11 protein-coding genes are annotated in these 19696 nt (G+C 60.5%); 6 read left to right on the top strand and 5 right to left on the bottom strand.

Annotated elements, in window-relative coordinates:
• The first annotated feature begins 162 nt into the window (after nucleotides 1-162).
• Entirely contained in the window at nucleotides 163-1602 is a 1440-nt protein-coding gene (aldA, locus tag NB069_RS12005; protein WP_250583825.1) for an aldehyde dehydrogenase, read from the top strand.
• 166 nt (nucleotides 1603-1768) lie between these two features.
• On the opposite strand, the gene NB069_RS12000 is transcribed toward aldA, so the two are convergent.
• Both NB069_RS12000 and gap read right to left on the bottom strand, forming a co-directional pair.
• Entirely contained in the window at nucleotides 1769-2695 is a 927-nt protein-coding gene (locus NB069_RS12000) for an alpha/beta hydrolase (RefSeq protein WP_250583823.1), read from the bottom strand.
• A gap of 103 nt (nucleotides 2696-2798) precedes the next feature.
• The gene (gene gap / locus NB069_RS11995) at nucleotides 2799-3800 is read right to left on the bottom strand and encodes a type I glyceraldehyde-3-phosphate dehydrogenase (protein WP_250583821.1); all 1002 of its coding nucleotides are present in this window, start codon (nucleotides 3798-3800) and stop codon (nucleotides 2799-2801) included.
• Nucleotides 3801-3985: 185 nt separating this feature from the next.
• Between gap and cybB the strand changes: the two genes are divergently transcribed.
• Together cybB and NB069_RS11985 are read left to right on the top strand one after the other, a co-directional pair.
• Nucleotides 3986-4513: a cytochrome b561 gene (gene cybB, locus NB069_RS11990; protein WP_250583819.1), complete on the top strand. Its 528-nt coding sequence runs from the start codon at nucleotides 3986-3988 to the stop codon at nucleotides 4511-4513.
• A gap of 3 nt (nucleotides 4514-4516) precedes the next feature.
• A complete protein-coding gene (locus tag NB069_RS11985; protein WP_434543626.1) occupies nucleotides 4517-5791 on the top strand; it encodes an MFS transporter in 1275 nt (424 codons plus the stop codon).
• Between the two features lie 78 nt (nucleotides 5792-5869).
• On the opposite strand, the gene NB069_RS11980 is transcribed toward NB069_RS11985, so the two are convergent.
• From NB069_RS11980 to NB069_RS11970, 3 genes are all read right to left on the bottom strand, one after another.
• Complete coding sequence (locus NB069_RS11980) at nucleotides 5870-6091, bottom strand: hypothetical protein (protein WP_250583815.1); 222 nt, start codon at nucleotides 6089-6091, stop codon at nucleotides 5870-5872.
• Nucleotides 6092-6209: 118 nt separating this feature from the next.
• Nucleotides 6210-6392 (bottom strand): general stress protein, encoded by a 183-nt coding sequence (locus tag NB069_RS11975; RefSeq protein ID WP_032610990.1) that lies wholly within the window; start codon nucleotides 6390-6392, stop codon nucleotides 6210-6212.
• Between the two features lie 292 nt (nucleotides 6393-6684).
• Nucleotides 6685-8019: a PLP-dependent aminotransferase family protein gene (locus tag NB069_RS11970; RefSeq protein ID WP_250583813.1), complete on the bottom strand. Its 1335-nt coding sequence runs from the start codon at nucleotides 8017-8019 to the stop codon at nucleotides 6685-6687.
• 90 nt (nucleotides 8020-8109) lie between these two features.
• On the opposite strand from NB069_RS11970, the gene NB069_RS11965 reads away from it, so the two are divergent.
• The 3 genes from NB069_RS11965 to NB069_RS11955 all read left to right on the top strand — a co-directional run bounded on the left by NB069_RS11965 (nucleotide 8110) and on the right by NB069_RS11955 (nucleotide 19602).
• Complete coding sequence (locus NB069_RS11965; RefSeq protein ID WP_250583812.1) at nucleotides 8110-8985, top strand: DMT family transporter; 876 nt, start codon at nucleotides 8110-8112, stop codon at nucleotides 8983-8985.
• 21 nt (nucleotides 8986-9006) lie between these two features.
• A complete protein-coding gene (locus NB069_RS11960) occupies nucleotides 9007-9177 on the top strand; it encodes a hypothetical protein (RefSeq protein WP_250583811.1) in 171 nt (56 codons plus the stop codon).
• Between the two features lie 738 nt (nucleotides 9178-9915).
• Complete coding sequence (locus NB069_RS11955; RefSeq protein WP_250583810.1) at nucleotides 9916-19602, top strand: autotransporter-associated beta strand repeat-containing protein; 9687 nt, start codon at nucleotides 9916-9918, stop codon at nucleotides 19600-19602.
• Nucleotides 19603-19696: the final 94 nt, after the last annotated feature.

Here is a 19696-nt window from a genome sequence, read left to right as displayed (position 1 = left end):
CAACTCTCTGTTGCCAGAATGTAATGTTTTCCTCCTGCTGACCCGTTTCTTTTATGAGATATCTCACAAAAACAGCGCGATAGGCTGGGATTGAGGGTCGGGAACTGTAGTTTTTAACAATAATTTTACTTGTTAAAAACAGTGCAATTACAGGAGCGAGTCATGACAGTACCCGTACAACATCCTATGTATATCGATGGACAGTTTGTCGCCTGGCAGGGTGATGCCTGGATTGATGTGATCAACCCGGCCACCGAAGAGGTCATTTCCCGTATTCCCGATGGTAGCGCTGACGATGCCCGCAAAGCGATTGACGCTGCGGAACGCGCCCAGGACGCCTGGGAGGCGCTGCCTGCCATTCAGCGTGCGGGCTGGCTGCGTAAAATCGCCGCAGGTATTCGCGAGCGCGCCAGTGAGATCAGCGCCCTGATCGTCGCCGAAGGCGGCAAGATCCAGCAGCTCGCCGACGTTGAAGTCTCCTTCACCGCTGACTATCTCGATTATATGGCGGAGTGGGCGCGTCGCTACGAGGGCGAAATTATCCAGAGCGATCGCCCGGGTGAAAATATTCTGCTGTTCAAACGCGCCCTCGGCGTGACCACCGGCATTCTGCCGTGGAACTTCCCGTTCTTCCTGATTGCCCGCAAGCTGGCTCCGGCGCTGCTGACCGGTAACACCATTGTCATCAAGCCGAGCGAGTTCACGCCGAACAACGCCATCGCCTTCGCCAAAATTGTCGACGAGATTGGCCTGCCGAAAGGGGTATTTAACCTGGTGCTGGGCCGGGGTGAAACCGTGGGCCAGGAGCTGGCGGGCAACCCGAAAGTGGCGATGGTCAGCATGACCGGCAGCGTGGGCGCGGGAGAGAAGATCATGGCTGCCGCCGCGAAGAACATCACCAAAGTATGCCTGGAGCTGGGGGGCAAGGCCCCGGCCATCGTGATGGACGATGCGGATCTGGAGCTGGCGGTGAAGGCGATTGTTGACTCCCGCGTGATCAACACCGGGCAGGTATGTAACTGCGCCGAGCGCGTGTATGTGCAGAAGGGTATTTACGATCGCTTTGCGAACCGTCTGGGCGAAGCGATGAAAGCGGTGCAGTTTGGCAACCCGGCCGAGCGCAACGACATTGCGATGGGGCCGCTGATTAACGCCGCGGCGCTGGAGCGCGTGGAGCAGAAAGTGGCTCTGGCGGTAGAGCAGGGGGCAAAAGTGGTATTGGGCGGAAAAGCGGTGGAAGGTAAAGGCTATTTCTACCCGCCAACCCTACTGCTCGACGTGCGCCAGGACATGACCATCATGCACGAAGAGACCTTCGGGCCGGTGCTGCCGGTGGTGGTATTTGATACCCTGGAAGAGGCGCTGAAGATGGCGAATGACAGCGACTACGGCCTGACGTCCTCTATTTACACCCGGGATCTGAACGTGGCGATGAAGGCCATCAAAGGGCTGAAGTTTGGCGAAACCTACATCAACCGCGAGAACTTTGAAGCGATGCAGGGCTTCCACGCGGGATGGCGTAAATCGGGGATCGGCGGGGCAGACGGCAAGCACGGCCTGCACGAGTATCTGCAAACTCAGGTGGTCTATTTGCAGTCCTGATAAACCTGCCTGGCATTTCTCCCTCTCCCCGTGGGAGAGGGTTGGGGTGAGGGCATCAGGCCGCACAGCCGCCTGCATGCCCGGCGGCGCTGCGCTTGCCGGGCCTACTAAACCGCACCCGATCCTTAGGCCGGGTAAGGCGAAGCCGCCACCCGGCGTTACAGGTTCACACCTTTGTCGCAATCCAGTTCATCATCAGTTCCGGCCAGACGGCCACCGGTAAACCCTGGGCATCGCGAATGCCGAACCCGTGCTTGCCCCGCTCGAACAGGTGCATCTCAACCGGCACGCCCGCGTGGCGCAGGGCGCTGTACATCGCCAGGCTGTTCTCAACCTTTACTGCCGGGTCGTCGGCGGCATGCAGCAGGAAGGTCGGCGGGGCGTCGCGGGTGACGCGCGTTTCCAGCGAATAGCGCTGGATCTGCTCCTCGCCAGGGTTATCGCCTATCAGCTCATGCCGCGAGCCCGGGTGATAATGGTCGCCCTGCATGGTGATCACCGGATAGACCAGCGCCATAAAGGCCGGGCGGGCAGCGTGCTCGTCGGCGGCATCGAGCGGGGCGTATACCGCTTCGTCATGACGGGTACCAAGGCTTGCCGCCACGTGACCGCCCGCAGAGAAGCCGAGCACCCCCATGCGCGCCGGGTCCAGACTGTACTCCCGGGCGCGGGCGCGGATTACACGCATGGCGCGCTGCACATCCGCCAGCGGCGCATCGGCTCCCTCCTCATGACCGTCTCCCGGCATGCGGTAGGTCATCACAAACAGGGTATAGCCGCGGGCGTTGAAGAAGGAGGCCAGCGCGCTGCCCTCTTTATCCAGCACCACGCGGCGAAAGGAGCCACCGGGCACCACCAGAATGCCGACCCCGTTAGGTTTGTTCGGCGCATAAACGGTTATCTGCGGCGCGCGAACGCCGGTGACGGCGCGATCGAAGTTGGAAGTGCCGGTGTGGCGCGGTTCGGGGGTAAAGACGGCGTCGCTGGTGCGCGCGCCTGGCGCTTCAGGAGTGGGCCAGATACTAAAGGTGGCCGAGCGGCCAACGGCGTGCGCCATATTCTGTTCTAAGGTTTCGCGGCTCAGTGCTTCCATGATAACGCTCCCTCTCTGGAAAGCGTTTGTTATATCAGGGTTAACAATATGAAACCCTGAACGGATTCACAGCTTGCGGACAGCAGGGCTGTCCGCAATGTGATTACAGTGCAGCGAATTTATCTAAAGTACGCACCAGCTGGGTAACAAACCCGTATTCGTTGTCGTACCAGGCCACGGTTTTCACCAACTGGACGTCACCCGCGTCGGTGACCTCCGTCTGGGTGGCATCGAAGATCGACCCAAAGTTTGACCCGATCACGTCGGAAGAGACAATCTCTTCATCGGTATAGCCGAAGGACTCGTTGCCCTCGGTGGCCTTCTTCAGCGCCTGATGGATCTCATCCACGCTGACTTTTTTCTCCAGAATCGACACCAGCTCGGTCACGGATCCGGTTTTGACCGGTACGCGCTGGGCGTGGCCTTTCAGCTTGCCGCTCAGTTCCGGGATCACCAGCCCAATCGCCTTCGCCGCCCCGGTGGTGTGCGGAATAATATTTTCCGCCGCGGCGCGGGAGGCACGAAGATCCTTGCCGCGCGGGCCATCCACCAGCGCCTGGGTGCCGGTATAGGCGTGGATGGTGGTCATGGTGCCCGCCTTGATACCAAAGGCGTCGTGCAGCACTTTCGCCAGCGGAGCCAGGCAGTTGGTGGTGCAGGAGGCGACAGAGATAATGGTGTCGCTGGCCTCGATGGTGTCATCGTTGACGTTAAAGACGATGGTTTTCATCTCGCCCGCCGGGGCGGAGATCAGCACCTTTCTGGCGCCCGCATCCAGGTGAGCCTGGGATTTCTCCTGCGAGGTGTAGAAGCCGGTACACTCCACCACCAGATCCACCCCGGCAGTTTTCCACGGAATGTTCTTCGCCTCTTTTTCGGCATAGACCGAAATGGATTTGCCGTCGACGATCAGCGAATCCTCCGTGAAGTCCACGCTCCATGGGAAGGGGCCATAGTTGGAGTCATGTTTTAACAGGTAGGCCAGCACCTTCGGCGACGTCAAATCGTTAATTGCCACCACGCTATTACTGTCCTGAGTTTCCAGTAACCGACGAAGAACCAGTCGGCCAATACGACCAAAACCGTTGATGCCAATCTTACTCATGATCCTCTCCTGTGTGGACGTACGGTAGGTTGAACTCATCCAGGATTAGACCATGAAGCCCAGCGAGGCAATTGAAGATGGCTCATCTGCACGGAAGCTTTTGAAAAGTGGGGGAGAATAATTAATGAATTTTTAAGGAAAGCTGGTTATTTTAAGCTTTTTTAGCCTTCTTTCAGGAAATACTCATGCGCAATAAATACACCGGCCTGCAAATTGCCATTCACTGGCTGGTTTTTCTGCTGGTGATCGTCGCCTACTGTGCCATGGAGTTTCGCGGCTGGTTCCCCCGCAGCGACCGTCCGCTGATCAATATGATCCACGTGTCATGCGGCATCTCTATTCTGGTGCTGATAGTCGCGCGTCTGCTGGTGCGCCTTAAGTATCCCGCGCCGCCCATCGTGCCTAAACCTAAACCGATGTATATCGGCTTATCCCATCTGGGGCACCTTGCCATCTATCTGCTGTTTATTGCGCTGCCGTTGATTGGCCTGGTGATGATGTATAACCGGGGCAACACCTGGTTTGCATTCGGGCTGGGGATGCCGCACGCCGCCGAATCAAATTTCGATCTGGTGGATACGCTGAAAGCCTGGCACGTTACCCTGGCGAACCTGGGCTATTTCATCATCGGCATCCATGCCTTTGCCGCGCTGCTTCATCACTACTACTGGAAAGACAACACCCTGCTGCGCATGATGCCGAAAAAGCGCTAAGGGATTAACGTGTCCCCGCAACTGCGCAAGGTGCTGTTTGCCACCGGGGTCGGCCATTTTGTCGAATGGTTCGATTTCGGGCTTTACGGCACCTTAGCCGCCCTGATTGGCATGCACTTCTTCCATGCGGAAGATCCCGTGACGGCGCTGCTGTCGTCGTTTGCGGTTTTTGGCGCCGGGTTTGTGATGCGCCCGCTCGGCGGGCTGTGGTTTGGATCCCTCGGTGACCGGATTGGCCGCCGCAGGGTGCTGGCCACCGTGATCCTGTTGACTTCCGGAGCCACCTTTTTGATCGGGCTGCTGCCTACCTTTTCCCAGGTGGGGCTTTTCGCCCCGCTGATGCTGGTGCTGGTGCGGCTGGTACAGGGGTTTGCCGCCGGGGGAGAGAGCGCAGGGGCCACCACCTTTCTGGCGGAGTATGCGCCTGCCCATCGCCGGGGCTTCTTTACCTGCTGGATAGATAACTTCGGCTTTCTGGCTTTTGTGGCCGCCTCGGGCCTGGTCCTGCTGCTTACCTCTGTGCTCGGAGAAGCGGCGATGAACGACTGGGGCTGGCGGATTCCGTTTTTGCTCGCCGGTCCGCTGGGCTGGATTGGCCTCTGGCTGCGAACCCATCTTGAGGACTCTCCCGAATTCCTGGCGCTGAAGCAAAGCTATAAAACGGTAGCCGCGCCGCTGCACACGGCGGTGACTACCGAGCGGCGCGCGCTGATCTTCTGTATCGGTTTTGTCGTGATTAAGGCGGTAGGGCACTGGATGTTGCAGGCCTTTATTCCCGGCTATCTGGCGACGGAGCTGCGCTTCCCGCCGGAGCAGGCCTATTTCATCACCACTCTCGGTCTGTTGGCCATTGCGGTGCTCATCCCTTTTATGGGCTATCTGTCGGATCGGTTTGGCCGCAGGCCGCTGATGCTGGCGGGCTGCATGGGGTTTATCCTTTTGAGCTGGCCTGCCATCGCGTTAATGGCGCAGGGCGACCTCCTCTCAGCGCTGCTGGCAATGCTGCTGCTGGGGCTCTGCATCGCGCTCTTTGATGGTGCCAGCAGTGCGGCCATGGCGGAGCTGTTTCCAACCCGCATTCGCTTTGGCAGTATCGCCATTGCCTATAACGTGGCAGTGGCGTTTTTTGGCGGCATCACGCCGTGGTTCTCGACCTGGCTGCTGATCGAAAGTGGCAACCCGCTCTCGCCAGCGCTGTTTATCATGGCGGCGGCACTGATCTCTTTCCTGACGGTGCTGCGGGCGAAAGAGACCGCCGGGCTACCGCTGCGCTCCTGAGTGCGGCATAAAAAAACCCGGCGGGGAAGGCCGGGCAAATAACAAAGCACAACAAACGTTGCATCACTTAACAGCTGATTACTTCAGTAGATCCCGGTGTGCGATGGCGTTGACGAGGTACGTCTGGCGCTGACTGAGCTTCATTTCGCTGCGGGTATCACCCTCAGCGACGATGTTGCGTGCCGGTTCGCTATCCGGAGAGCGGGTACGCTCAGCATCACCCGGAATTATCCAGCCGACATCATCACGGGTGCGATGATTATTACGAGCGTTACGAACTCTTCTTCTTAAGTGCATCATATAACCTCCGCATAATTGGTCTGGCTGCAATTACGAAAAAGGGTGATAATTACCTTTATTTACATTTCTGAATATATTGTCTGACATATTGCCGCCATCAGAAAATATATTCTGGCGATTACTCAGCAGGTTTACGTCCGCCGCCCCGGCTATTTTGTCCGCCTTTTTTTCCCGCTTCGGATGCCCGCTGTGGGTCATTTTTAAAGTTACCGCCGCTACTCTGTCCGCCTTTACGGCCCGCCTGGGATGCACGCTCCCGGTCTTCTGCGAAATTGCCGGAACCGCCTCGATGCTTGGTCATAACATGTCTCCAGATTTTTCGATGAGAATATATATTGAAAGAGGGCTTAACCTCTTCAAATGCGTGCACAAATAACTGTAGACAGAAAGGATAAAAGGTCAATAAGCCTCCCGGTGCGTTTTTTTGCTATTTACGACTCGCGTTTTTGCATATTTTTTCGGCGGAAGGGAATATATCCTCGCTAATAAGCAAGTTAGCGCGGCTTATATGTCTGATGAGTAATTCTGAAGCGAAGGGAGATGATTACAGATTGCTAAAATAATTCCCTCCACGCCATGAATTAAGACTTGTCTTAACGGCTTTGTTCCAGCTCTATCGCCGCTCTGACCTGTAGTAACGCATGCTGCAACGTCTCAACCGGCACCGAACCGAGGGCAACGCGGATCGCCTGCGGCACCGTGCCGGAGGTGGAAAAAGGCTCTGCGGTGGAGACGGAGATATTGTGGTCCATCAGCGCCTTCACCACCCGATCGGCCCGGGCCTCGTCCGCCAGGGGCAACCATGCAAAGTAAGAGTCGGGATGGGTAATGCAGGGCAGATCTTCCATCACCCTTTTCAGCACCTGCTGCCGCTGTCGGGCATCGCGCCTTTTCAGGGTTTCAAAGCGGGCCACGGTGCCGTCCTGGATCCAGTGGCAGACCATGGCGGTCATCACCGACGGCGTATTCCAGGTGGTGGCCCGGATAGCGCGCTCCAGCGCCGGACGCATCGCTGGCGGGCAGATCACCGCCCCGACCCGCAGGCCGGTCGCCACGTTTTTGGAAAAGCCGGTGACATAGATCGTGCGTTCCGGGGCCAGGCTGGCAACGGGCGGCGGCGGACGGCGGATCAGCCAGCTGTAGGCGGTGTCTTCGATTATCAGCAGGTCGTGTTCCCGGGCAATGTTCACCAGCGCCTGGCGCTGGTTAAGGTCCAGCACCCAGCCCAGAGGGTTATGCAGCGTAGGCATGGTGTAAATCGCCCGCACGTGCCGCTTCAGGCAGATCTGGCGTAATGCGCCGAGGTCCGGGCCGGCCGGAGTGGCGGGAATGGCGATCGGCTCAAGGTGATACAGCGCCGCCAGCGCCTTAAAGCCCGGATAGGTGAGCGCATCCACCGCCACCACGTCACCGGGCCGGAGCAGTCCCATCAGGGCGATGGTCAGACCATGCTGGGCACCGTTCACAATCAGCAGGTTATCTGCCGAAGGTTGAAAATGCGGCTCGGAGAGGTGCGCGGCCACGATCTCCCGCTCCGTCTGTCTGCCCGCATGGGGCTGATAGCGCAGGTGCGATTCAATATCGCCTGCGCCTGCTATCTGCCTGAGCGCCTCCCGAAGCAGTTCTCCCTGACCCGGCAGGGCGGGATAGTTGAAGTTCAGATCCAGCACATCGGTGGCGACCGCCTGCTGGTCGATGCCCAGCCCTGACGGCAGCAGGATCTCCCTGACGAAGGTTCCCCGTCCGGTTTCCCCGCTCACCAGCCCCATCTTCTCCAGCTCGGCATAGACGCGCGTGGCGGTGGCCAGCGAGATATGCTCCCGGGCGGCGAGCGTCCTGTGAGTGGGCAACCGGGTGCCTGCCGTCAACGTGGCGGAGCGGATCAGCTGTGCGTAGCGATCCACGATGGTTTTATAGCGGGCTTTCATCAAATGTATCCATGACAATAATTTGATTGTCTCAGATGGGCGAGACTACCATCCGCTCAACTGAGGCTCAAGACTGGGAATATAACGGTGATGAATGTTGCAGCAGATAAAACCTCGCTTTCGGGCTGGCTGAATGGCCTGCTGGGGGTGGTCATTTTTAGCGGTTCGTTGCCCGCCACGCGGATGGCGGTGCAGGATTTCGACCCCTTTTTCCTGACCTTTGCCCGGGCCTCTCTTGCCGGGGTTGTGGCCCTCGCCCTGATCCTTGTGTTGCGGGAAAAACGCCCGCCCGCCGCGCGGATTGTGCCGCTGATGATGGTCTCTTTGGGCGTGGTGATTGGCTTTCCGCTGCTGACTGCCCTGGCGCTCAGGCACGTTACCGCCGCCCACTCGATTGTATTTCTTGGGCTGCTGCCGCTGATGACCGCCATTTTCGCGGTGCTGCGCGGCAAGGAGCGGCCTGCGAAAGCCTTCTGGATCTTCTCCGTGCTCGGCAGTCTGCTGGTGGCGGGTTTTGCGCTCTCGCAAAGTGCCGCGCTCTCGTTGACGGGCGATCTGCTGATGCTCGCGGCGGTGGTGGTCTGCGGCCTGGGCTACGCCGAAGGGGCAGCGCTGACCCGTGAGTCCGGCGGCTGGCAGGTGATCGGTTGGGCGCTGATCCTTGCGCTGCCTTTCATGCTGGTTGCCTCCTGGCTGACGATGCCTGCATCATTCAGCGGGATTAGTATGTCGGCCTGGACCGCGCTGGGATATGTGTCGCTCTTCAGCATGCTGATCGGCTTTATCTTCTGGTACAAAGGGCTTGCCCTGGGTGGCATCGCCGCCGTCGGGCAGCTGCAGCTGCTGCAACCCTTTCTGGGGTTGGGACTCTCCGCCACGCTGCTGCATGAGACGGTTAGCCCGCTGATGCTCTTAATCACTCTGGGCGTGATTCTGTGTGTGACAGGTTCGCGAAAATTTTCCTGATGATTGGATAAGGAATTCAGTATGTTTCGAGGTCTGAGCGCATTTCCCCTGACCCCGCTGGCGCAGGGTGAGATTGATGAAAAAGCCTTTGTGGCGTTGCAGCAGGTTTGCAGGCCCGCGCAAGCGCAGCGCCGCCGGGCGGGGCTCGGTGCGGAATTGCCGGGTGGCGGCTTCGCCTTACCCGGCCTGTGAACTGTTTTGCAGGTCCGCGCAAGCGTAGCGCCGCCGGGCGGGGCTCGGTGCGAAATTGCCGGGTGGCGGCTTCGCCTTACCCGGCCTACGCACTGTTTTGTAGGCCCGCGCAAGCGTAGCGCCGCCGGGCGCAGCACGGTGCGGAATTGCCGGGTGGCGGCTTCGCCTTACCCGGCCTACGCACTGTTTTGTAGGCCCGCGCAAGCGTAGCGCCGCCGGGCGCAGCACGGTGCGGAATTGCCGGGTGGCGGCTTCGCCTTACCCGGCCTACGCACTGCTTTGCAGGCCCGCGCAAGTGCAGCGCCGCCGGGCGAAGCAAGGTGCGGAATTGCCGGGTGGCGGCTTCGCCTTACCCGGCCTACGCACTGCTTTGTAGGCCCGCTTAAGCGCAGCGCCGTCGGGCGGGACTCGGTGCGTAATTGCCGGGTGGCGGCTTCGCCTTACCCGGCCTGTGAACTGCTTTGTAGGCCCGCGCAAGCGCTGTCTTTTTTTATTTCGCCCCTTAATTAAGCACAATTTAATAAGCAGCTTCAGGCGGGTGCAGTCGCGGTAATTGAGCGCTGAAACATACTGTTTAAATGCTTTTTTCATTATTTTTTCGTATTGAATTTCTCGTTGTTCCTGCCATGTAAAAATAAAATTATTCAACTACCCTAAATACATTCGTTGTCTGAATGTTTCTTAACTTTTCCGCGTATTTCCATAGATTTCAAACGACTGGATTCGGCAGGGTATGTTATGAATAAAATTTATCGTCATGTATGGAGCCATGTCGCAGGCTGTTTCATTGCGGTCAGTGAGCTTTCTACGTCGCATACAGGCACTAAACGCCGCCGCTTAATCGCCACGGGCGCGGCTCCGGTACTACTTTTAAGCTTATCTGGCGTCGCCTCAGCAGACGATGTTAACTGGGCTTCGGTTTACCCCAGCTATTTATTCTCAACCGATCCTGCTTATAACTTCGATACCGTCATTAATACCGGCATAGCATTCAGCATCGATAATGCGGTTTTACCGAATCATTATGCGCCGGGCACCACCCTGAATATTCTCGGGCCGATTCCGGTGATGCCGGATGTCACTGCCGGTAACGGCGTCAGTGGGCGCACGGTGGCGGTGACCAGTGCCTTGCCCGGGGCCGTTGCGCCCGAAGGGGATCGCATCCTGACCATTTCGGCCACCGATTCGCAAGGTAATCAGACGCCTATTACGTCAGCCAATATCGGTGAGTTCACCTACTCGCCAAACCCGGCCAACCCGCAGCAGGATCAGGAGCTCAACGTTGAGGTTCCCGGGCTGGACGGCAGCTTCCAGGTCATCAGTATTTACGACTCCTCCACCTTTGTTTCTTCAGATGATACCCCGGTCGGCAACATGCAGTTGTCGGTGTATGACCCCAACTCCGTCCGGATCATGAATGGGTTTGGGATCGCTGAGGTGGGGAATGATGGCGGCACGGCGAACATTAACGTCGGGGCGGATACCAACGGTGCAACGCCCATTGCCGCCGCGGAAAACACTCTCGATCTCCTGACCAAAAACACCACTCTGGCCCGGGCGGATGCGGGAGGAACCGCCACCAGCGCGGTGAACTGGCTGTCTGATAACTATATTCATTTCCGCCCTGCGGCGGTGGTCAGCGCGCAGAGTCAGAGCGTGGGGGCGCAGAGTACCCAGTATAACTACACCCTGACCTTACCGAACTACACCGAATTGCCCGGCGGGCGGGTGATTCAGGTGGGTACCCGCGAATTTAACATTACCTCCTCCGATGATATCGCCGATGTAAACAACTACCTCACCGGACAGGGCGCCTATGCCGGGAGTCCGCAAGTTCAGTACTGGCTGACGGCCGGTGCTGAGGTGAATGGCGAAGTGATTGACTCCGCGGTGGAGGCGCAGACCGTCTATAACAGCATCATCACCGGCTTACTCAGCCAGGCGCAAAGCACCCAAATCAATCTCACCTATAACGTCTGGGAAGACAGGCTGGCGCACAACAACAACGCCACCCTCGGCACCGGCGATTTGCGGGTGATCTATGCCAACGGGGCAGGCGCAACCGGGACCGTCACCGCCGACGCGAGCCTCGCCGTGGATGGGGCCTCAGCGGTGATGGAGGCCTTCGACGGCGGGGCGATCGTCAACAACGGCACCATCAACGCCTGGCGCAGCAGCGGCAGCAGCCCCACCTCGGTGGCGATGCTGGCCAGCTACGGCACGGCGCTCAATACCGGGGTGATCAACGCCGGGTTATTCCTCGAGAAAGACGGCGTTAACCAGAATGTGAGCAACGCCGGTAGCGTGGGGATGGCCGGCTTAACGAACGCCACGCTCACCAACCAGGGTTACATCAATGTTGCGGTAACGGATAACGCCTCCCGTACCGCATGGGGGATGGCCGTTGGCGGCAACAGTACCCTCAGCAATACCGGCACTGTTACCCTGACGGGTAACAGCCGTAATCCCGATGGCCGGGCGGCCGGGTATGCGATTCTCAGCGACTCAATGGGCACCGTGACCAACGCCGGGCAGATTTACCTTGGCGCAACCCCCGTTATCTCAGGCGACACCCCGGAGGCGGTGGATCTGGTGGGCAGTGGGGCGTTAAGCGCCGGGATGTACACCACCGGCAAGGGCAACATGGAGAACACCGCCGAGGGCACCATCACGCTGCTCTCCGGCACCCGCAATGCGGCAGCGATGCTGATTGAAGGCGGCACCGAGGCGGCGACCAACAACGGCCAGCTGAACGTGCTGGGCACCCTGACGCCAACGTCGACCGGCGAAATTTCTGCCGCCGCCAACTACGGCATGTACGTCAAAGACAACGGCGGGGTGGTGACCAACAACGGCAATATTTTTGTCGACGGTGACAACAACATCGCCCTGAATATCCTGGCGCAAACCGCCAATGCGTCATTGAACTCCACCGCCAGCAGCGGGATTGTGGTGGGCAGCGCGGGAGATACCGGCGGCACTGACAACCAGCCTTACACCTACCGTAATTACGCCGTCTATGCCGAAGGGTTAAACAACAACGCGGCGCAGGTGACGCTCGACTCTGATATCAGTCTGTTATCCGCCGGGGCCATCGGCGTCCACGCCCGTGGCAATGCCACGATCGATATCGGGGCGGATGCCTCCCTGTCGTTCCAGAATTCCCAGCAAATCGGCTATTACGCCTGGGGCCAGGGCTCCAGCATCAATATCACCAACGCCACCATCACCGACAGCGCCCAGACCCAGTCCATTCTTTTCGTTGTCGATCATGGGGCGATCTTTAACGGCAATACCGGGACCGGCAGCAGCTACGATTTGAACGTCTCAGGCCAGGGTTCGACGGGGGTATTCGCCAACGGCGTGGACGATCTGAACAATGCCGATCCGGCGGATGATGTGGCCACCCAGTTAACGACCGGGGATGCCACCATTACCGTCTCCGGGGCGGGTGCCGTTGGGGTGAAAGTGACCGGCGGGGCCAATGGGGCCATCACCGACGGGGCCATCAACCTGACGGGGGATAACACGACCGCCGTGCTGGTGGACGGGCGCAACTACAACATCGACGCCACTATCGATCCCGAACCGCGGGAAACCCTCGTTACTTCCGATGCGGTCATCACCTCGGCGGCCGGGCAGACAGGGATTGTGGGGTACAACGTTGGCTACCTCGGCAACCTTACCCTGAATGCGGGTGCGGCTATCGATCTGCTGGGGAACAGCAGCACCGGTATCGTTCTGCATAACAACGGCCAGGCGACGGTGACCGCCCCGGTCAGCGTTGCCGGGACCAACAATATTGGCGTGGATATTCAGAATGCCGGGCTGCTGAATAACAGCGGGGCCATCAGCGTATCCGGGGCCGCAGGCAGCGGTAACATCGGCCTGCGGGTGCAGGGGGCGGGCGCAACGGTCAGCCAGCTCGGCACCGTCACCGCCAACGGCGGCCTGGCGGCGGTGCAGCTGGCGGGCAACGGCGCGACGCTTACCGTTAACGGCACCGGGAACCAGATCACCGCCAGCAACGGCGCGGACGGGGTGCGTATCGACAGCACCGGGGCCTCCTCCTTCAACGCCAGCAACACCACTATCGATGTGTCAGGAACCGGGGCGGGCATTAACAACAACGCCAGCTCCAGTAATATCAATCTGAATAACGTGACCATTAATTCCGGCGACGGCCCGGCTATCCGCACGGCGGTGACCTTTACGGCGGAAGGCACCGGCAACGTCCTGAACGTGGCGGGCAGCGGCAGCGGGTTTGCCTTTATGCAGGCGGACGGCTCGCAAACCTCCGGCGATCTGACCATCGGCACCGGCTACACCATCAACGGTAACGGCACCGACAGCACCGGGGTGCTGGCGCGGACCACCGGCAACGTGAACTCGGGCACCTCCATCACTATGGGCACGACCGCCGGGGCGGCCATTGAGGCGACCAGTGCCAGCAGCCTGAGCAACAGCGGGGTCATCACCACCAGCAGCGACACCGGCAGCACCATCCTGGCGCAGAACACCCCGGCATTCAGCAACAGCGGCAACATCACCTCCACCAGCACCACTAACGCCCAGTCGCTGATTGCCCTGAACGGCACGGCCGCCAGCCGCACCATCACCAATACCGGGCTTATCACCAGCCAAAGCGAAAATGCGACGGTCATTGATGCCTCGGGAACGGCCAGTAACACCCTCGTCAACACCGGCACGCTGCGTGCCGCCAGCGACACCGCACAGGTGGTGCTGACCGGCAGCGGCAACGACGTGATGAACATCAACGCCGGAACCACCCAGGGCGAGATCACCCTCGGCAGCGGCAGCGACCAGTTTGGCTTTACCGCAGGCGAGTTCGCGGGTGGGGTGACCTTTACCGGGGCCGACGGCAACGACAGCGCCACCTTTGGCGATGTGAGCCTGGCCCGCGTGAGCCATGTCCTGAGCGAAGGGGGCACCAACAGTCTTCTGACCTTTAACAATACCCACAGCAGCGCGGGTTCGGCGAATATCGGATCCCTGGCGGCGGACGATCTGGCAACGGGCACTAACATTGGCACCGGCTGGAGCACCCTGACCCTCGACGGCGATCCTGCTGATATCCGCGTGGTGAACGACCTGGCGCTCTCCGGGGCGGGGCAGATCAACGTCAACAACGGGGCGACGCTGCGCTCCGGGGATAACGCCGTCACCAGCGGCGAGGCAACCATTCGGCAGTACAACATTGCCACTGTGGGCGGCAATAGCCTGGTGTCGTTTGATGGCGCAGGGGTTCAGACCTACAGCGGCGTCATCTCCGGCGACGGCGGTATGGCGCGCATCGGCGGCGGCGACACTATCCTGCTGGGGGAAAACAGCTACACCGGCAATACGCTGATCGGTACGGATTCAGAGCTGGCGCTGGGTAACGGCGGCACCACCGGGAGTTTATCTACCACCACCAATATCACCGACAACGGGCTGTTAACCGTCAATCGTTCAGATGATGTGGCGTTAAACGGCGTTATCTCCGGCAGCGGGGCGTTCCGCCAGTTGGGCAGCGGTGTGACGCGCCTGGGCGGCAATAACAGCTATGCCGGAACCACCACCGTCGGGCAGGGTACGCTGCTGATCAACGGCGTGCAGACCGGTACCGGCTTGACGACGGTGCAGTCCGGCACCACCCTCGGCGGCTACGGCACCCTGGGCGGGGACGTGGTCTTTGAAACGGGCACCGTGCTGCGTCCGGGGGATGATGCCCGGGGCAATGGCACCGGTGAACTGACCATCAACGGCGACCTGACCCTGGCGAGCGATACCGACAGCCAGTTCCAGCTGGGAGAGGTCTACACGCCGGGCGGGGCGTTAAACGATCTGGTGACGGTGGCGGGCGATCTCACCCTCGACGGGGTGGTGAACGTGGCGCTCACCGCGGGGGGCAGCTTCCTGCCGGGGGTCTACCGTCTGTTTAACTACGGCGGAGCACTGATCAACAACACCATGGACATCGGCTCGTTACCGCCGAACGATGCCAATCAGTATGCCATTCAGACTAACATCGCGAATCAGGTTAACCTCGTGCTGGACTTTGTGGTGCCTTCTAACCAGCTTCAGTTCTGGGACGGCGATCTCAACGCCACCAACCACGGGGATGGTACCTCCGGCAACGGCGTGGTCGACGGCGGTTTTGGCTCCTGGAATGCCCTCATCGCGGGCACCAGTAACAACTGGACCCAGAGCAACGGGGTGGGCAACGCCCCCTGGTCCCAGCGCGCCTTTGCCGTCTTCCAGGGCGAGGCGGATACCGTCCTGGTCAGCAACGCCTTTGGCGATGTCATCACCAGCGGGATGCAGTTTACGACCGACGGCTATCTGCTGACGCCGGATCTGATCAACCAGGATTCCCAACTGCACATGGTGGCGACCGGTATTGCGGGCGTGGTGACGCCGGATAACAGCTACGACGCGGTAGGCGGAACCCACGGCGACAGCTACTTCGCGATTCGCGTCGGCGACGGCGCGGCCGGTGCGGATGTGAATACCACTATCAACGTAGACCTGGTGCAGGACAGCGATGCCGACGGGGCGATCCGCCTGCTGAAAACCGATCCGGGCCGCCTGATCCTTAACGGCGACAACCAGTACAGCGGCGGGACCGAAGTCTGGAACGGCACCTTACAGGTTTCTAAAGACACCAGCCTCGGCGATGCCGGGACCTTTGTGTTCCTCAAGAACGGCGCAACCTTCCAGACCGGGGCCGATTACACCACCGACCGCTTGTTTATCCTCGATGGCGTGGCGGGCGGCACCTTTGATGTTTACGGCAATACCTTCGCCTCCCAGGGGGGGATTGGCGGCGACGGCCCGCTGGCGGTGAAAGACAGCGCCGCCGGAACGGGCGATGGGGTGCTGGATCTCAACGTAGCCAATACCTATCAGGGTAATACCACCGTTACCGGGAAAAATGGCACCGGCACCCTGACCGTCAATGCTAACGCCGCCGGCGCGCTGGGCCGGGCCGACAGCACGGTGACCCTCATCGACGCGGCCCGTGTGAACATCAACAACGCCAGCGCGGCAGAGGCGCATCTCTTCAACGTCAACAACGCCACCCTGGCCTTTAACGATACGGCGACGGCGGACGGCAGCACCGTCAACCTGACCAGCGGTACGCTTGAACTGACCGACACCAGCAGCGGTGGCGCGGCAAGGTTTAACGTCGATGCCGCTTCCCTGATGCAGCTCTCCGGCAGCGCTGACGCCGGAACCAGCCTGACCACCAACAGCGGCACGGTGGCGTTTGCGGGCAATGCCCAGGCGGCGTCGGCCCGCATCAGTAACCTGGCGGGCGGCAACGTGACGCTGGCGGACGCCGCAGGCAATACCGCTGTCGGGTCCCTCTCCGGGGCCGGGAACGTCAGTCTGGGCGCGGCCACCCTGACCGAAGGTAATCTTGGCCTGAACGACACCATCAGCGGGATCATCAGCGGCAGCGGCGGCGGGCTGGTGAAAACCGGCGGCGGCACCCTGACCTTATCCGGCGATAACAGCTATACCGGCGCGACCGCCGTTCAGCAGGGGGTGTTGCTGGTTAACGGCGATCAGAGTGCGGCCACCGGGGCAGCGACGGTCGATGCCGGGGCGACCCTCGGCGGGGCGGGCACCCTGGGCGGCAGCGTCAGCGTGGCGGATGACGGCCATCTGACGCCGGGCGCGGCGCTCGACAGCGTGGGCGAGCTGACGATGGGCAGCCTGACGCTGGCGCAAAACGCCCAGCTTGATTTCCAGTTCGGCCAGTCCGGCACCCCGGGCGGGGCGCTGAACGATCTGCTGACGGTGAACGGCGATCTGAACCTCGACGGCAGGCTCAATATCACCCAGACCCCGGGCGGGAACTTTGACGTCGGCGTCTATCGCGTGATCGACTACAGCGGCACGCTCACCAACAACATCCTGGAGATCGGCACCGCGCCCGCGGCGGCAGACGATCTCTATGTTCAGACCTCAATCGACGGCCAGGTCAACCTGGTGAACCGCACCGGGTACACCATGCGCTTCTGGGACGGCTTTGGCGGCGCGGGCGGTTCCCTGAAAAATAACGATGTCATTGATGGCGGCAACGGCGTCTGGCAGAACAGCAACGGCAACGATAACTGGACCACCGATCGCACCAACCCGGAGGGGGCGTTTAACACCCCGTTCAGCGATGGCGCGTTCGCGGTGTTTGGCGGCGAGTCCGGCACCGTCACGGTGGATAACAGCCTGGGGGCGGTGACCATCAGCGGCGCGCAGTTTATGACCGACGGCTACGTCATTAACGACGGCGTCATCACCACCGATACTGCCGACACCGTTCTGCGCGTGGGGGATGGCACCGTGCGCGGGGCGGGGTATACCGCCACCTTCAACTCACAAATTGCCGGCAGCGGCGGGCTGAATAAAACCGATCTTGGCACCCTGGTGCTGAACGGCAGCAATACCTATCAGGGCGGCACCACTATCAGTGACGGGGTATTACAGGTCTCCGGCGATCCGAACCTCGGTGCCGCGGACACCGGCATCACCCTCAGCGGCGGTACGCTGCGCTACGGCGCCGCGTTCGATACCGCCCGCGCCGTAACGCTTGCCGGAGATGGCGGGGCGATCGACACCAACGGGAATGATGTCTCGCTGCTCACGGCGGTGGGCGGCAGCGGCAATCTGGCGAAACAGGGGGACGGCACCCTGACGCTTACGCAGGACAGCACTTTCCAGGGCGAAACCACCGTGCGTAACGGCACCCTGCAACTGGGGAATGGCGGCAACAGCGGCAGCGTGCTGGGGAACGTGGTTAACCTCGCCACCCTGGTGGTCAATCGCGCCAACACCCTGGATCTCAACGGTATCATCACCGGAACCGGTGATTTTATTCAGCGCGGTGAAGGCACCACCGTCCTGAACGGACTCAACCGATGGACGGGCTATACGCTGGTGGAAAACGGCACCCTGCTGGCCGGAGGCATCAACCGTTTCAGCAGCGGTTCCAGCCACATCGTCAGCAGTAACGGTACCCTCGATACTGGCGGGCATAACCAGACCGTGGCGGACCTGGTAAACCAGGGTACGGTGAACCTGCGCGGCGGTAACGTGGGCTCGACGCTAACGGTGCAGGGCGACTATGTGGGCCTCGACGGCACGCTGAAAATTGCCGCTCAGCAGAACAGCCCGGGCGTGGCGGACCATCTGGTGATCGACGGCGGAACCGCCAGCGGCACCACGCTGCTGGACATTGACGTCAGCCGGCTTGGGGAGCCAACCGAAGGGGACGGCATTCTGGTTGTTGATGCCATCAACGGCGGCGTCACCACGGCGCAAACCACCAAAGACGCCTTTACTCTCGGGGCCGACTATCTGACCGCCGGGGCCTGGGAGTACCAGCTGTTTGCGGGGGATCTCAACGGCGCGGGCGAAGACTGGTTCCTGCGTGCCGGCTATCGTCCGGACGTGCCGGGCTTCGACACTTTACCTTCCATCATCCGTCAGGCGGATCTGTTTGTGCTGGGCACCCTGCACCTGCGCCAGGGGGATGAACGCCCTTACCGGGCGGACAACCCTGCGGATCAGGAGGGGCGTTTCTGGGCGCGCTACCTGACCAAAACCGTCGACCAGAAACTGGATGATGCCACAGGCAGCACCAGCCACAGCCAGTACAACGGCATGCAGATGGGGCTGGATCTGTGGCAGGACGATAAGTGGCGTGCCGGGATGTACACCACCTTTATGGATATCGACAGCGCCATCGACGGCAATACCGGCATGAGCGGCGGGGCGGCGTATAACTCCACCTTCTCCACCTACCTTGGCGGCTATGCCACCTGGACCGACACCGACGGCTTCTACGTCGATAACGTGCTGCAGTATGGCTACCACTCGGTCGATCTGAAAAACATGACCGACCATGAAACCTACCACCCGGACGGCAACTCGGTGACCGCCTCCGTGGAGGTGGGTAAACCCTGGTACTTCGGCGATACCGGCTGGGCATTTGAGCCTCAGGCCCAGCTGATCTGGCAGTGGAGCGACTTCGACGACGTCACCCTCAACGATGCCGCGAAAACCCGGGTCAGCGTCAACGCCGACAGCGCGGTGATTGGCCGTCTGGGGGCGCGTCTCACCGCCGAGTACGACACCAACCACGGCATAGTGAAGCCCTACGTGCGGGTGAACTACTGGCAGGAGCTGACCGACGGCCAGGATGAGGTGACTTACCGCAATACCGCCAACAGTCACGGCAAAACCACCCTGAAGGCCAACCAGCAGTTCGCCGCCACCGAGGCGGCAGTGGGGGCCACCTGGATGGTGACCGATGACGTTCAGGCCTACACCGAAGTGGGCAAAACCTGGGACAACAGCGGTAAGACCAGCCTGGATGCCGATATTTCGGCGTCGCTGGGGATGAAGATCCGTTTCTGAGTGGTATTGCAGAAGCGAAACGCTGGTCTACGCTCAAATGAGTGCAGACCAGCCGTTTCGTGGGCAGTCTGAAATATAACGATAATTGCGCGTT

It is taken from the genome of Leclercia adecarboxylata, from assembly GCF_023639785.1.
In the GTDB taxonomy this organism is placed as follows: Bacteria; Pseudomonadota; Gammaproteobacteria; order Enterobacterales; family Enterobacteriaceae; genus Enterobacter; species Enterobacter adecarboxylatus_D.
This window is presented reverse-complemented; position numbering and strand designations above follow the sequence as displayed.

Coding starts and splice junctions, on each gene's coding strand:
- aldA (WP_250583825.1), top strand. CDS start 163: ATGACAGTACCCGTACAACATCCTATGTATATCGATGGACAGTTTGTC.
- NB069_RS12000 (WP_250583823.1), bottom strand. CDS start 2,695: ATGGAAGCACTGAGCCGCGAAACCTTAGAACAGAATATGGCGCACGCC.
- gap (WP_250583821.1), bottom strand. CDS start 3,800: ATGAGTAAGATTGGCATCAACGGTTTTGGTCGTATTGGCCGACTGGTT.
- cybB (WP_250583819.1), top strand. CDS start 3,986: ATGCGCAATAAATACACCGGCCTGCAAATTGCCATTCACTGGCTGGTT.
- NB069_RS11980 (WP_250583815.1), bottom strand. CDS start 6,091: ATGATGCACTTAAGAAGAAGAGTTCGTAACGCTCGTAATAATCATCGC.
- NB069_RS11975 (WP_032610990.1), bottom strand. CDS start 6,392: ATGACCAAGCATCGAGGCGGTTCCGGCAATTTCGCAGAAGACCGGGAG.
- NB069_RS11970 (WP_250583813.1), bottom strand. CDS start 8,019: ATGAAAGCCCGCTATAAAACCATCGTGGATCGCTACGCACAGCTGATC.
- NB069_RS11965 (WP_250583812.1), top strand. CDS start 8,110: ATGAATGTTGCAGCAGATAAAACCTCGCTTTCGGGCTGGCTGAATGGC.
- NB069_RS11960 (WP_250583811.1), top strand. CDS start 9,007: ATGTTTCGAGGTCTGAGCGCATTTCCCCTGACCCCGCTGGCGCAGGGT.
- NB069_RS11955 (WP_250583810.1), top strand. CDS start 9,916: ATGAATAAAATTTATCGTCATGTATGGAGCCATGTCGCAGGCTGTTTC.